Raw genomic sequence first — 12,771 nt, forward strand, 5'->3', positions numbered from 1 at the left:
CGTTTAAAAGCCTCCGGTAAATCTGGGGGCTATTGATAACCTGACCCTTTGTTACAAATACCCCTTCTCTTATGGCAGGGGGATTTTTTTCGAGGATTTTCAATATAAAATTGATCGAAGTAATTGATAATTACGTAATAAATCCCCCTGCGCCCCCTTTAAAGGGGGATTCCGGTTTTTCAAGAATTTCCGAGTACGTTATTGACTTTTCAATTGGTTAGCCCATTAATAGGGTAAGATCAAAAAATCTGGCTTTGGCCAAAATTTAGGGAAGGAAAGGATTTTCATTAAAAATGCCTTTTCCAACGGTATAGGGCTAAAGAATTACAAAGGTTATCCCTACCTTAGTATACTTAAACACGGGACTTTTTCCTTGGCTTGAAATTCAGATTGAATCAAAGTTCCAGGATTTCCGTAAAACCAGATATAGTTATTTCGATGCAAGGATATCTTGCAAATATTATTAATGTAAAATCATTTACCATCATGCCTTGTGCATGAACAAAGGTTAAAATAAAACATAGCATATGAAGCGAAGAAAGATGATTTCCACTATGGGAGCCATTTCCCTAGGATTAGCCTCTTCACCACTTGCCAAAGCAGACGTGGTAAAAGAACCCTATAAAATAACGGAGAAAACAATTGAAACCGATATTTTGATTGTTGGTGGTGGTACTGCAGGGGTGGTGGCAGCCATTCAGGCAGGGAGAGCAGGGGCTAAAACGATCCTGGTAGAAAGTGGTAGTCAACTTGGAGGAACAACCACCACCGGAGGCGTTTCCTTCCCTGGGATTTTCCATGCCTGGGGAAAACAGGTCATCGGAGGCATAGGCTGGGAATTGGTTTTGGATGCTGTGAATCTAAACGATGATATCCTGCCCAATTTCTCCATTGTTGCCAATAATACTACTATTCGCCATTGGAGACATCAGGTAACTGTCAATCCAGCGCTTTACGCCATGCTTGCAGAGGAAAAGTGCGTGGAAGCAGGTGTTGATATTCGTTATTACGAAACGCCTACGACTATCAAATTTAACAAAGGCAAATGGTCTGTGAAAACAGTGGGTAAGGGGTGTAGCAATGAAATTATTTGTGATCAGATCATCGATTGTACCGGTAATGCTACCGCTGCATCAATAGCAGGCTTTAAACTATTAAAAGAAGAAGATACGCAACCTGGATCTTTTGTCTTCAGAATCGGTGGCTATGATTTGGAAAAGCTGGACCTTTCTAAGATTCCAAAAGAATACCATTCCAGGCTTAAGCAAAACATGCTTATCAATAGTGATGTGAAAGTGGAATCATCCGTCAACAATTTTCCTCCTACTTCCCCTTATAATTATGTCTATGTACATGGAGCTGACTCCTCTACTTCGGAGCTACATACAAAAGCAAATATAGAGGGAAGGGCTTCACTATTGCAATTGATTAGAAAATTAAGAACATTCCCAGGTTGTGAAAAGATAAAATTATTGGATGCGCGGCCTGAAACGGCTATTCGGGAAACTTACCGAATTGACGGGCTCTACCAAATCACACACAATGATTATGTTACCGGGAAAGTATTTGAAGATTCCCTGTCCTATTCATTTTATCCAATCGATTTGCATCGAAACGGGAAATCCATTTACCAGGAATATCTAGAGGAGGATGTTGTTGCCACCATTCCACTCAGGGCATTGATACCTAAAGGCAGCCAGAATTTCCTGGTTGCCGGTCGTTGTTTGAGCAGTGACAGGCTGGCCAATTCCGCACTACGTGTTCAGGCATCCTGTATGGGGATGGCACAGGCTGCTGCGGCGGCGGCAGTATTGGCCATCAAACATAAAGTTACACCAGCGAATGTCCCCCTAGCGGAATTGAAAAATATGCTAAAGGAACATGGAGGGATAGTTCCGAATGCGTAAGTTGTTCATTCAAAGAATAATTAAATGATCAATTGGATCAAGGGCTTATTGGTTGGGGCATTATTGCTCCCATTTTCTTTTGAAAATGGAGAGGACATTCGATATTTTCAACAATCAACGATTCCTCTAACTGATTCCACTGATGTAATCGTATCCTCTATTTATGATTCTTTATCAAATCAGGACATTTACCAGGTAAAAACATCAACTGGTACGCCTGTACATTATTATATTGAACTTCAAGAAGGGGTATGTTTTGAAAATGAGTGCCGGCCCCTGAATATTCTGATCTACTGGAACATTACTGGTAGGTACCTGGGGTTTGAACTGGTGGATGGCGAATTCCTGAGTAAGTTTGACCATGAGCCTTTTTCACCAAAGGAATATGAGGAACTGGATCAGCTGTTGGCAGATCCATTCCTGCCTTTGGGCAATTATACTTTTGAAGATTTGGTTAAAAGACCAGATACAGTCAGCCAATCCCTGGATGGTGTTTCGGGAGCCACCATGAAAGATGTGCTGGAATACATAGTGCCCGGAGCTGCCTATACTACTCATAAATTATGGAATGTGATCCATGGTCCCATTCAACAAGAAGTCATCCGCATGACAGAGCGGAACCTTGATTCCTCATTGCTTAATAAAATCCTGCAAAGCAGGGATCAAAGTGACCAAACCTGGGCTCTGGAACGGATCGCTCAGCTTTCTGATTTGGATGATTCTGTGGTTGAATCCCTAGTAAGGATTCTTCTTGAGGGGGAGCATTTTCAAGCTTACCTGTTGTTGAAATCACTGTCTATAAAGCAATTGGAATCAGAGCATTTGCAGCTTCATCTTTTTAGCCTTATAGGAAAGGTTGACTTTAGCATTGAAAATATGATTTTTGATAAATTGGTTGAAGCACCGCAACTTCACGGCTCTGTTGTGGATGCTTCAATTCCCATCCTTACAGCATTGAGCGGTTCCCAATTGGGAAAGTTGCTGAAGCTTTATTCGCATCATGAAGTAAAAAATCCTGAGTTTAATCAGGCTCTAAAACAGATGGTACCCATTGAAAATAGTTTTATAGAGCGCCAGGTGTTGAAGTTCCTGGATAAGCAAGCGGAAACTTCTGATTAAGTGGAGAATATGTTTTTTCAAATCCCCCTTTTTATAAAGGGGGCAGGGGGATTTTTTCGAGCTCTCTCAATTTAAAATAAATCGAATAGGTGGATAACTACGTAATTCCTACCGAAGGCTGATCGGAGTCGATGCCATAGGGATCTGTGCCCGTATACCTACTCCTTCGACGCCGCTCAGGATCCGGTTACTGTTTAAAAAGTGGTGCCATTTCAATAGCCATAATTTAATCCATAGCAAATTGTCCAAGAAAACAATTCAATGTGAAATGGCTTCAGCCCATTTAAAGAAGGTGATTTGTGAATTCTGGCTTTAGCCAAAATTTATAGAAGGAGAGGGAGAAGATCAATAATCTTTTAATTTTCATACTTGACCACTTCATCTTCCAGCCCTACACAGAGTACGGCTCTTTTTAGGCCGAAAATCCTCCCGTCTTTGGCTTCATAATTGGCGAACAATTCCCCGTTTTTTCTGAAAGCTTGTTGAAGGCCTTCCTCTCTTCCCATATTGAGGGTTAGGACTTTAAAAATTTCTCCCGTGGGATACCATTTTTTTTGTTCACCATGCAACTTCCCTGAAGAATATTGAAGGTGGGATATTAAAAGGTGTGTGGAACCAGGAGTCCATGTTTTCTTTTCACCATGCAATTTTCCCAAATGGTAAAAGGCCGAATGTTGGTTCTGCCATCGGGATACCAATCTGTGGTCTCATTTTGCTTCTTTCCATTCAATATCCCAATCTTTTGCTTTAGGGTACTGTCAGGAAAATAGCTCAAGGCATAACCTGAAAATTTCTTCCCATCTAGCGTCCAAAGTGAAACCTTATTGTCATAATTTAGCCTTGATTTGTCAATGGTGTTGGCGGGCACCTGCAACAAACTGATTGTCTCTGTTACTGGGGTTTTGATTGCTGTTTTTGATTCTTCCCCACAACTTGCAATCAATAAAATCAGAAGTATGAAAATTAAATTTCTAATCATTGTGTCCAATTATTAAAACAGGAACCATCCCTTGTTTCAGGGTTGAAGTATGGGATGATTCCTATTCATATAAAACAGAAAGTTCCGAATTACATTATAGTGTTTGGGGTTCCTTGCAAATCAACACCGAACAATAAAATATAGGAGCCTATATAGGTTTCATTGATTATGTGATAGTGATAAAATTCCTCATCGCTACTGTGTTGGGTTGCGGAAATGTGTCCACCAGATGCATCCAGGTTAGTTGGATGGTCATCCGTTGAATTGCATTTTCTACCATAGAGTAAAAACCCATCTTGTAGAATGCCAATCAATTTTTCATCATCATACGAGAGTGTGGTATTTGCTTCTACATCGGTAGATTCAAGATGGTAATGATAACCTGTAGGACCCATATGGGCTCCTGCATAATCAAAACCTGAGGCTACGTTTGCGGATAAAGCAATATTTGGCCCTTCTTCGTCATTGAAGATAGGAGCTCCTGTAACGGCAATACCGATAGCACCCAATCCAGTTGCAGAGCTTGAAGAAGCTTTTACTGGAGTAGCAGGAACGGTAACCGTGTAACTTCCGCTTGAAATGGTACCAGGAGACATCTCACTTGTACTAGCAACAAAGGGTTCAATGTATAGGCTGTTACTTGTTGACCAATAAGGAGAAGTATGATTAGGAAGACCGTTAGATTCGATGGTGATATCATCTCCATCAAAAGAAATGGTGACGGCATCTTCATTGAATTCGTCAAATGCAGCAAGTGGTGTGCTACCTGTAGAAGCGGCACTGCTGTCGTCGGTATCGCTGTTGTCCGCCACATATCCACTAGGTTGTACACAGGCTGTTTGACTCACATCCGCGTTTCCTAAACCGTCGCTGTCAGCATCTTGATACCAGGTGGTCTCAACGCATACATCTTCCTCGTCATCACAAGAGCTAATCAATATTGTCACTCCAAAGAGAACAGACAGAAATAATTTCGAGTAGTTCATTTTTTTAAATTTAAAAATTGGTAATTATTAATAATCGTTAAAGGTTTAGACGCCTTTAATTGAAAAATCCCTCGGTACCGGGAAAATTAATAGCAAATGGTTTTGGGTAATTTGGGGTGAAAATGGGTTAACTTTCCTGAATGGAGTAGTAGGTGTTTTATCTGGTATTGAATCAAAAAAGAGATAATGGTAACTACTTCTTGTTCCGTGCAAAAAATTGTAATTGTATAAAAATCAAATAGCATACTTCTACACAAATGTATGTGTTTTTACTTTTACCACCTAAATAATTTCAAGAAAATATATTTTACCTTATTGATTTACAGTTGTTTAATAAGTGGTGTTTTTATAATTCACCTATTAGGCTTGGCCCATTCGATCAATCATCCAATTTTTCAAAACATTTGTAAACAGATGTTCGGATTGCCTTTAGATACAGCTTGTCTATAAAGTCATAATTTGCATCCATTGATCTTGTCTCTAAAAAAGCTGTTGATGTACAATACTTCACCATTTCTCCTGCAGCATTTAACAATTCTATCTTGGTTTCAAATTCAACATATTCCCTTTCGTTAAAAAGTGTGGGCCGAAAACTCCTGAAATCCACCGATAATGGCACATCTAACTTTGACTTCAGTTTCACCATCAGAAAAATAGGAACTAATCTGATCAAGGATCAATTGCTCTTGCTCATTGTTTAAAATGGGTGAAACTTTGTCAGATTGACCTGGGAAAGATAGTACATTCAACTTTATTCTCTTACTTGTAACGTTTGACCTTTCGTCTACAATTTCTATAGCTATTAACTTGCCTGGTATCGCTATTTCTTCCGTTTCAATATTGCGATCTAATATTGCATATTTAGAAGTGCAACTTGAAAAAATAACTGTAGCGATTGTTAAAATCGAAAAAATTAATCTTGACATAAAAATATTGTTTAGAAAATAATTCAACCAATGAGGGTTTGTATCAATTGCTCAGATGCCTAATTTCTACCCTCTCAAAAGCAAGCCAATTGGAAAAAAATAACTCCGAATGGATTGTCGTACAAACGTAATAGGTTTTTGATTAATTTAAAAGTAGTAATGGTTAGAACACAGAACTTCACTAAGAAAAAAAATGAAGTTAAAAACCCATCTTTCTAAATTTTCCTTCTTGTAATCATTGCGTCAATGTTTTTAGCCTGTCAATCGCATTTTGGTTTTGAGGATTCAAATCCAGTGATTTCTTAAAATCGGCGATGGCTTTTTTATGGTTTCCAATATATAAATGAGCCTCTCCCAGGCTATCAAAAAGATTTGCAGAATTGGGGTATAATTGGGTTGCTAAATTTAAGACATTGATACCTTGATTGGAGGTATTTGGATTAAAAACAAGCTGAAGACCAAGGGTGTTAAGATTTCCTTCAGGAAGTATTAACAGGGGATGTTTTCTTAAGCTTTTCTCATACAAATCTAACAGCTTTTCATAGTGCTGGGCAGCAGCCAAATCGTTGAAATCCTGAAAAGTAAAGACAGTGCTTTCTTGCCCCTTGCTTTTATAGGTTAATAGCCCAGCCTTTATTCCAAGCTCATCAGGATGGCTTTCAATAAAAGCCAATGCGGCAGCATCATTTATTAAATAAGCCTTTAAAAAATTTAGGGTATAAATGGAAAGCCATTTATAGGAGTTCATGATCTCAGAATCGCTTTTGTCCTGTCTTGCATCTCTTTTTTCGAAGAGCACACCTAATGTACTAAAATAGGAATGGGTTAAGTTTTGAAATTTTAATTGATAAGCCTTGTTCTTGGTAAGGCTATCGTATAATTCGAAGTTTGAATTAAGCGCTGGATCAATATTGTCTTCCTGCAGCACCTTAACAGGTATGTCCTTTTGGGCCATATGGAGGTAAGGCACATCTAATTTATTCAAATCGAAGAAGGGTGATTTTTGCAGCAAAGCATATTGGTACCTTTCTGTTCCGTCCAGACTGACAATGGCCTTGATGTTATCATTGCGCATTTGGGCAATGACATTGGACAAACCACCAAAACTAAAACCCATCACCGCAATTTTAGAGTGATCACTGTTAGGGAGTTTTACCGCTTCTTTTATTAGGAATTCAACATCCCTGGCCTGGGTTTCTATTTCCTTTTCAATGTTATTTCCAAACCAGCGTGTATCAGTTCCCCTGCCAGGACTTGCTATAACAATAAAGCCCTGGCTTGCTAGGTATTCGCACAGGGCAAAGTTTTCCACGGAGGAGGCCTGAAAACTTGGCGCATAAACAATCACAGGATATTTCCCCTTTGCCATTTCAAGGTTCGAATAGGCATTGCTCTCCTCTATTAAATGGGCTTGGTTCGCTGGAGTGTTGGCATAATAAAACCAATTCAATATTTGTTCATTGGGAAGGTATTCCCATTCCTCTTCTTCTTTTAAAATTTGCAGGTAATCCAGTACCTGTAAAGGAGACATCTTTTCATCCTTTTGAGAAGCGGGATACCATAGGCTAATAGGGATTGGTCTTGCTGTTTTTTGATTGCTATAATCGTAAATTCTACTGTAAGTTCTGGTACTATCCGAACTGGTATAATGCCGAAATCCAATGTTATATTGGCCTTTATCAAGGCCAATTTCATTTAAAGACGTTTGCCCATATAATGTAAGAAACTGAAGAAGTAGGAGGGGTAATGCTACAAGGAATCGCATGGTTTTGGTGTCTGGTTCATTGTAAAAGATGCGCTAAAAAGATTATGATTGTGGGTAATCTTTAGCTTGTTATCAGGTTATTAATCATTTGAAAGATAAATGACTATTTTGCCCGTCTCTAATTTAATGGGTTTTTATTCCTTTTGAAAGGCAATAGAGAACTGAATGAAAATCTGTGGTAATGGCTATCGGCCTTTGTGTTTTTGCTGACTGGTTTGGGATTCTGTATCGTAAAATAGTATCCCTTCATGAGATTGATCAAGTTGTCCTATTAAAAGGCCGTTTTTATCCCATATTGAAGTTTGCCCGGCACTTTTAAAATTGTCACAATGGCCAATGCAATTGACCATTAATACAGGAATTGAATATTTGACAGCAATATTCGAGAAGTGACTGAAGGCTTTTTCAACATTCTGCTGAGGTTTTGCAACGCTTGCCAAATACACATCCGCTCCATAAGCCATTGCTTTTTCAGCATGCTCGGGTTGCAATCCTTCATAACAAATGGCTGGCGCAATTTTCAAATCATTTATGGTCAAAACAAACATTTTATCCCCTGCTACAAAATAGGGCATTTCGTCTGGATGAAGCTTTTGTTTTGAATAGATGTGATAGGGTAGATTTGGCTGGAAAAAGACCATACTTATGAAAATTCCAGATTTGGATTTGGTTGGTAAACCTATTCCGATGGTGATTTGATGCCGATCACTCAATTGCTGAAATTCGCTCAGTCCTAAATTTTGCTGATCCAGGGCCAGCTTTTCGGCCAATTCTGGCTCGTAACTTGTTAGCGATAATTCTGGAAATACAATCAAATCGGCCTTTTCAGCCACAGCAATATCGATCCAGTATTTGTGCTGCTCAATATTGTGCCTGATATTTCCTTTGTGTGATTGTGATTGAATTAAACCTATTTTCATTGAAATATAATCAGCTAAATCCAAGTCCTTCAGTAAGGGTTGGTGAGTTTGAAATACTCGATTTAGTCAATATTGTTTACAAAGCCAAGATAGTATTCATAGTCCTACCTTCTAAACTAGCAAGTAGTCCATTTTATTGATGTTAAAAGGAATAACCCAAGCCGAGGCCTAAACCAAGAATCCCTGCTTTGACTTTAAACAGGATTCCCCCACTTGGTTTTTGGAAGCGGTAACCGAGATCTAAACTAGGTAAAACAAAAGTGTCGTCATGATAATTGTCATAACCAACAAATGCTCCGCCATTGAGCTCTAAATGATGATTTTTCTTTCCGGTTAATAAAGTCATCGCAGCTAAAACTCCAGGACCACCCTCTGCCAATATTATCCCACTGTATCCTAATCCGGCCCGCCCATACCAGGTGAGGTATCCACCATCATTTATAAGTATTTCCACATTCATCAATGCTTCTAACCCTGGGACAGCTCCAATACTTGCATAGGTATTGATCTTGCTAAATTCTCCTTGTGCCATTAATGGATTGTTCAATCCTAAATATATTATTCCAATGAATACTAAATTTAAAAGAAACCGGGGAGTTTGGTTTGTGTTTGTCATAGTGGGTTTTTAAGTAATGCCAATTATTTGGCGAGCCTTGCCTTATTGGTTTTTTTCCAATGCTTTATTTACCTAATGTAAACCTATTTTCAAATTACCCACCTAATTTTACCTAATTAAAATGTTCCAGTAAAATCACACTCACCGTTTGATAAACATGTAGTTGAATTGTTATTACAAACGTAATTTGAAGTGCTATAAGCTCGGATATCAGTTTGCAGGTTAAGCAAATTGTAGCTAAAGACAATGTATTAATTGTCTCGCTATAAATTTCCATTCCCAAGACTATTACCAGAACTTTAGAGTCAAGTGCTTTTGATATGTACAAAAAAAAATGACCCTTATAGGTCATTTTTGTAGCCTCCTGATTCGTGCGATTTCTCTGAGCCAGTGCAACTGTGAACTGGAAAAGAATAAAGGTAATATCCGGGATAAACCCCTTCTTAAATCCCTACCTTCTTTATACTAATGTGAAAATCTCTTCCTCAGGAAGTCTTGATTTTGGCGTTTTGTCTGTAGTGTTAAAATCTGACGCAGTTCGGTACCCAATAGAAACAGCAGTTACTGCTGTAAATCCTTTTTCTCTCAAGCCAAACTCTTCATCCAAGGCTTTGACATCAATGCCTTCCATAGGCACTGCATCAATACCAAGGGTGGCTACACCGAGCAAAAAGTTTCCTATATTCAAATAAACCTGCTTTTCCAACCAATGGGGCAAGTCCTTTAGGTCGTATTTGTGAATGTTGGCAAAAGCATTTCTTCCACCATGCATGCCTTGTTTTACTTGCTCATTTGGAAACCTTCCATCCAGGTCTTCCACGGCCAATACATGTTGCATATAGTCCTCATCTGCGGTAATTCTTGAGCAAAATAATACCACGTGGGAAGCCTTTATTACTTTGGCTTCATTGAAAGCAAAAAAACCTTGCGTTCCTTTAGCGATACGCTTTTTACCTTCTTCGGTTGAAGCAATGATAAAATGCCAAGGTTGTAAATTTGTGCTGGAAGGACTCATCCTTAAAAGCGTTTTAACCTGATCAATGTCTTCACTTGAGATCTTCTTATTTGGATCAAAATCTTTGGCTGAATAACGCCAGTTCAATACATTTTTAATATTCATAATTGTATACTATATTTTTTATAGTTGCAAACTTATAGATAGTTTAATAACTTTGCAATAACGGTCAAATAGGATAGTATAAAATTATTTGCTTATGTATAAGTTCAAAGGTAAAGAATACCCATGTTGTGCAAGTTTAACGATGGGGCTGATAGGAGGCAAGTGGAAAACAGTGATCCTGTTTCACCTTAGGAATGATACTTTACGCTACAATGAGTTGCGGAAAGAAATGCCCACGGTAACGGAGCGGACCTTGAGCCTGCAGTTAAAAACCCTGGAAGAGGATGGCATTATCAAAAGAAAGGTGTATACTTCCAAGCCACCGTTAAAAGTGGAGTATTCCCTTACCGATTTTGGGAAAACCTTGATTCCGGTGGTTCAGTCCATTGCTGATTGGGGCCATAAAACTGTTCATAATAACTTGGATGTATCAGGGTAAATAATTGAAATTTCTGCTCAGGTGTACAAGCCAATTCATTGTGTGAAAAGGAAATATTGGTTATTCCAGGATTTTGTTGGCTTGCACCATATGGCGGTCATTGTGATAGATGACTACTCTAAAGGTGTCGCCGAGTTTTAACCTGATCCATCTGGAGATACTGATGGCAGTTTTGGTTTTATTTAAGTCTATTTCACCTGATTTATTGAGAAGATCTAAAAGCTGTTCTTGCTGAGTGAGGAATCGTTGAAGGGTTGTTTTGTCCAAAGTGCTGCCTATTGGGTTTTTGTCGCTAAAGGTTTTCATCTTGTTTAATTTATCCTTTGGCAGCATGGTTTTTGCGAAATAATTTCCTAAAATACCAGCTTTGAAGGTTTCTTTTGAGCTGGTTTTTGATTTTGTGATGCAATTGTTTATTTCTGGGATATAAAAGTCCCCATACAAATTCAAATGTTCAATGCATTCCAAAATGCTCCAACTTTCTGGTCCTGGTCTATGGTTCAATTTTTCATCAGACAAGCTACTGAATTTTTCAGCTTGGTTGATGTTAATGCGTGTGCGTTCCACCAAATCCTGTATTAATTTTTCTGTTGCTATTTCCATTGTTTTTTTGCCAAAATTCGGGTTAATCTCCAGCCAAAACATTGATTTGGATCAAGACTTTTTGATTCTGGACAATGTTTCAGGGGTCATTCGCAGGTAGGAAGCAATATACCTGTTTGGGATTTCCTGAAACAATTGAGGACTTCTGGCTAAAACCCTTTTATATCTTTCAAGTGGCGAACTTGTTAAAATGTCGCGCTCTCTTTCCATTTGTTGGTAAATCAGATCGCCAAGCATCATTTGCCAGATTTTGGTGTTTTCAGTTGAGCTGTCAATAAATGCCATGAAGCTTTCTTTTTTGATTACCTTCAATTGCGTTTTTTTGATTGCTTGGATGTAGAGGTCAGAAGGTTTTTCACTGATAAATGAATCCAAAGCGGCTATGAAGTTGTTTTGGTATCCAAACCTTATAATGTTTTCTTCGAACTCCTCTAACACATAGATTCTCAAACTCCCACTAACTACAAAGTAAAGATTGGTATCTATGCTTCCTTTCACTTTCAGGTATTCATTTCGGCTTAATTCAAGCTTTTTGTCCCATAACTGTTGCTGGTCAATTTGCGCTATAAAGTTTGAAATCAGGCTCATTTTTTAGCTTTTATTCCTATTGAATCCAAGGATTTAATTGCCATCAATTTTTCTACTATGGGGATGTCTGCAGCTGCCCAATCAAGTTTGTGTAGCGTTTGCAAGGGTAACCATTCATGGTGGATATGTTCATGCAGTGTAAGGGCTTTCGTGTCAACCTCACAAATAAAACCATGCATGGTCAATTCAAAATCTGGATATCGATACGTCACAGTAAGGAACAGGGATTTAATGCTTGCAGAAAGACTTAACTCTTCTTGTAGCTCACGGTGCAAGGCTTCTTCTTTTGTTTCACCAGCTTCAATTTTCCCTCCTGGAAATTCGAATTTCTCAGATATATATTGGTGTATACTTTTTGGTTTTTGCACACAAAGGATCAGTTCCTCGTGAAAAATTATTCCTGCAACAACTTCAATATTTTTCATCAATTCGTTTTTAAAATCACCTAAAAATGAAGCACCCAAAATACCAATAGGGGTCAAAGCGTAAGCTTTACTTTTAATTTCAATAAAGGTACTCTGTGAGTCAAATTTTTCCGTAAAAGGTTTTAGTTTTTATCTAAAATCGTATTTGTATTGGAAGTTAAATTACTGACTATGTTTTGGTTTTCTGAATTAATATCAATTCAGAAACAATAAAACGCTTATTTGAGACTGCAATTCCCCATGGAAATATAAATTGACCATCGCAGTTTCCATTCCCCCCCATTTAAGAATAAAATTACCTGGGCCATCGAATTTATTGTTAAATTTTATCAACATTCATCTCACGATTCTTGTATTTTCTAAAGACATATTCAACAA

The 12,771-nt window shown here is 38.3% G+C and carries 14 protein-coding genes; 3 read left to right on the forward strand and 11 right to left on the reverse strand.

Features of this window, described 5'->3' with window-relative positions; all coding sequences use genetic code 11:
* The first annotated feature begins 527 nt into the window (after positions 1-527).
* Together ADICYQ_RS11865 and ADICYQ_RS11870 are read left to right on the forward strand one after the other, a co-directional pair.
* The gene (locus ADICYQ_RS11865; RefSeq protein ID WP_020890957.1) at positions 528-1,907 is read left to right on the forward strand and encodes an FAD-dependent oxidoreductase; all 1,380 of its coding nucleotides are present in this window, start codon (positions 528-530) and stop codon (positions 1,905-1,907) included.
* A 24-nt stretch (positions 1,908-1,931) separates the two neighbouring features.
* Positions 1,932-3,026, forward strand: coding sequence for a hypothetical protein (locus tag ADICYQ_RS11870; protein WP_020890958.1), 1,095 nt, complete (start codon positions 1,932-1,934; stop codon positions 3,024-3,026).
* 356 nt (positions 3,027-3,382) lie between these two features.
* Here ADICYQ_RS11870 and ADICYQ_RS27690 read toward each other — a convergent pair whose 3' ends face one another.
* The 8 genes from ADICYQ_RS27690 to nfsB form a co-directional block, all read right to left on the reverse strand.
* Positions 3,383-3,532 carry a hypothetical protein gene (locus ADICYQ_RS27690; RefSeq protein WP_020890959.1) on the reverse strand — a complete coding sequence of 50 codons (150 nt, stop codon included), beginning with the start codon at positions 3,530-3,532 and terminating at the stop codon, positions 3,383-3,385.
* Between the two features lie 92 nt (positions 3,533-3,624).
* Positions 3,625-4,005, reverse strand: coding sequence for a toxin-antitoxin system YwqK family antitoxin (locus ADICYQ_RS27695; RefSeq protein WP_020890960.1), 381 nt, complete (start codon positions 4,003-4,005; stop codon positions 3,625-3,627).
* A gap of 89 nt (positions 4,006-4,094) precedes the next feature.
* Complete coding sequence (locus ADICYQ_RS11880) at positions 4,095-4,991, reverse strand: YHYH protein (protein ID WP_040415938.1); 897 nt, start codon at positions 4,989-4,991, stop codon at positions 4,095-4,097.
* A gap of 572 nt (positions 4,992-5,563) precedes the next feature.
* Positions 5,564-5,917, reverse strand: a complete 354-nt coding sequence (locus ADICYQ_RS11885; protein ID WP_040415940.1) for a hypothetical protein — start codon at positions 5,915-5,917, stop codon at positions 5,564-5,566.
* Positions 5,918-6,152: 235 nt separating this feature from the next.
* Positions 6,153-7,682 carry a tetratricopeptide repeat protein gene (locus ADICYQ_RS11890; RefSeq protein WP_040415942.1) on the reverse strand — a complete coding sequence of 510 codons (1,530 nt, stop codon included), beginning with the start codon at positions 7,680-7,682 and terminating at the stop codon, positions 6,153-6,155.
* A 185-nt stretch (positions 7,683-7,867) separates the two neighbouring features.
* Positions 7,868-8,602 carry a carbon-nitrogen hydrolase family protein gene (locus tag ADICYQ_RS11895; RefSeq protein WP_020890968.1) on the reverse strand — a complete coding sequence of 245 codons (735 nt, stop codon included), beginning with the start codon at positions 8,600-8,602 and terminating at the stop codon, positions 7,868-7,870.
* Between the two features lie 142 nt (positions 8,603-8,744).
* The gene (locus ADICYQ_RS11900; protein ID WP_020890969.1) at positions 8,745-9,134 is read right to left on the reverse strand and encodes a hypothetical protein; all 390 of its coding nucleotides are present in this window, start codon (positions 9,132-9,134) and stop codon (positions 8,745-8,747) included.
* Between the two features lie 544 nt (positions 9,135-9,678).
* On the reverse strand, positions 9,679-10,338 hold the full coding sequence (nfsB, locus tag ADICYQ_RS11905; protein WP_020890970.1) for an oxygen-insensitive NAD(P)H nitroreductase: 660 nt from the start codon (positions 10,336-10,338) through the stop codon (positions 9,679-9,681).
* A 94-nt stretch (positions 10,339-10,432) separates the two neighbouring features.
* On the opposite strand from nfsB, the gene ADICYQ_RS11910 reads away from it, so the two are divergent.
* A complete protein-coding gene (locus ADICYQ_RS11910) occupies positions 10,433-10,777 on the forward strand; it encodes a winged helix-turn-helix transcriptional regulator (protein WP_040415946.1) in 345 nt (114 codons plus the stop codon).
* A gap of 60 nt (positions 10,778-10,837) precedes the next feature.
* Here ADICYQ_RS11910 and ADICYQ_RS11915 read toward each other — a convergent pair whose 3' ends face one another.
* The 3 genes from ADICYQ_RS11915 to ADICYQ_RS11925 are packed head-to-tail and all read right to left on the reverse strand — an operon-like array spanning position 10,838 to position 12,393.
* Positions 10,838-11,380, reverse strand: a complete 543-nt coding sequence (locus ADICYQ_RS11915) for a DinB family protein (protein WP_040415969.1) — start codon at positions 11,378-11,380, stop codon at positions 10,838-10,840.
* A 51-nt stretch (positions 11,381-11,431) separates the two neighbouring features.
* Positions 11,432-11,968, reverse strand: coding sequence for a Crp/Fnr family transcriptional regulator (locus ADICYQ_RS11920; RefSeq protein ID WP_020890973.1), 537 nt, complete (start codon positions 11,966-11,968; stop codon positions 11,432-11,434).
* Positions 11,965-12,393 (reverse strand): (deoxy)nucleoside triphosphate pyrophosphohydrolase, encoded by a 429-nt coding sequence (locus tag ADICYQ_RS11925; RefSeq protein WP_051160185.1) that lies wholly within the window; start codon positions 12,391-12,393, stop codon positions 11,965-11,967. The genes ADICYQ_RS11920 and ADICYQ_RS11925 overlap by 4 nt, the downstream gene beginning before the upstream one ends.
* Positions 12,394-12,771 lie beyond the last annotated feature (378 nt).

The organism is Cyclobacterium qasimii M12-11B (genome assembly GCF_000427295.1).
Lineage (GTDB): Bacteria > Bacteroidota > Bacteroidia > Cytophagales > Cyclobacteriaceae > Cyclobacterium > Cyclobacterium qasimii.

What these genes read in the sequence shown, in the direction of transcription:
- ADICYQ_RS11885 (WP_040415940.1), bottom strand. Translation starts at nt 5,917, where the DNA reads ATGTCAAGATTAATTTTTTCGATTTTAACAATCGCTACAGTTATTTTT.
- ADICYQ_RS11910 (WP_040415946.1), top strand. Translation starts at nt 10,433, where the DNA reads ATGTATAAGTTCAAAGGTAAAGAATACCCATGTTGTGCAAGTTTAACG.
- ADICYQ_RS27690 (WP_020890959.1), bottom strand. Translation starts at nt 3,532, where the DNA reads ATGGGAAGAGAGGAAGGCCTTCAACAAGCTTTCAGAAAAAACGGGGAA.
- ADICYQ_RS11880 (WP_040415938.1), bottom strand. Translation starts at nt 4,991, where the DNA reads ATGAACTACTCGAAATTATTTCTGTCTGTTCTCTTTGGAGTGACAATA.
- ADICYQ_RS11915 (WP_040415969.1), bottom strand. Translation starts at nt 11,380, where the DNA reads ATGGAAATAGCAACAGAAAAATTAATACAGGATTTGGTGGAACGCACA.
- ADICYQ_RS11895 (WP_020890968.1), bottom strand. Translation starts at nt 8,602, where the DNA reads ATGAAAATAGGTTTAATTCAATCACAATCACACAAAGGAAATATCAGG.
- nfsB (WP_020890970.1), bottom strand. Translation starts at nt 10,338, where the DNA reads ATGAATATTAAAAATGTATTGAACTGGCGTTATTCAGCCAAAGATTTT.
- ADICYQ_RS11925 (WP_051160185.1), bottom strand. Translation starts at nt 12,393, where the DNA reads ATGAAAAATATTGAAGTTGTTGCAGGAATAATTTTTCACGAGGAACTG.
- ADICYQ_RS11920 (WP_020890973.1), bottom strand. Translation starts at nt 11,968, where the DNA reads ATGAGCCTGATTTCAAACTTTATAGCGCAAATTGACCAGCAACAGTTA.
- ADICYQ_RS11890 (WP_040415942.1), bottom strand. Translation starts at nt 7,682, where the DNA reads ATGCGATTCCTTGTAGCATTACCCCTCCTACTTCTTCAGTTTCTTACA.
- ADICYQ_RS27695 (WP_020890960.1), bottom strand. Translation starts at nt 4,005, where the DNA reads ATGATTAGAAATTTAATTTTCATACTTCTGATTTTATTGATTGCAAGT.
- ADICYQ_RS11865 (WP_020890957.1), top strand. Translation starts at nt 528, where the DNA reads ATGAAGCGAAGAAAGATGATTTCCACTATGGGAGCCATTTCCCTAGGA.
- ADICYQ_RS11900 (WP_020890969.1), bottom strand. Translation starts at nt 9,134, where the DNA reads ATGGCACAAGGAGAATTTAGCAAGATCAATACCTATGCAAGTATTGGA.
- ADICYQ_RS11870 (WP_020890958.1), top strand. Translation starts at nt 1,932, where the DNA reads ATGATCAATTGGATCAAGGGCTTATTGGTTGGGGCATTATTGCTCCCA.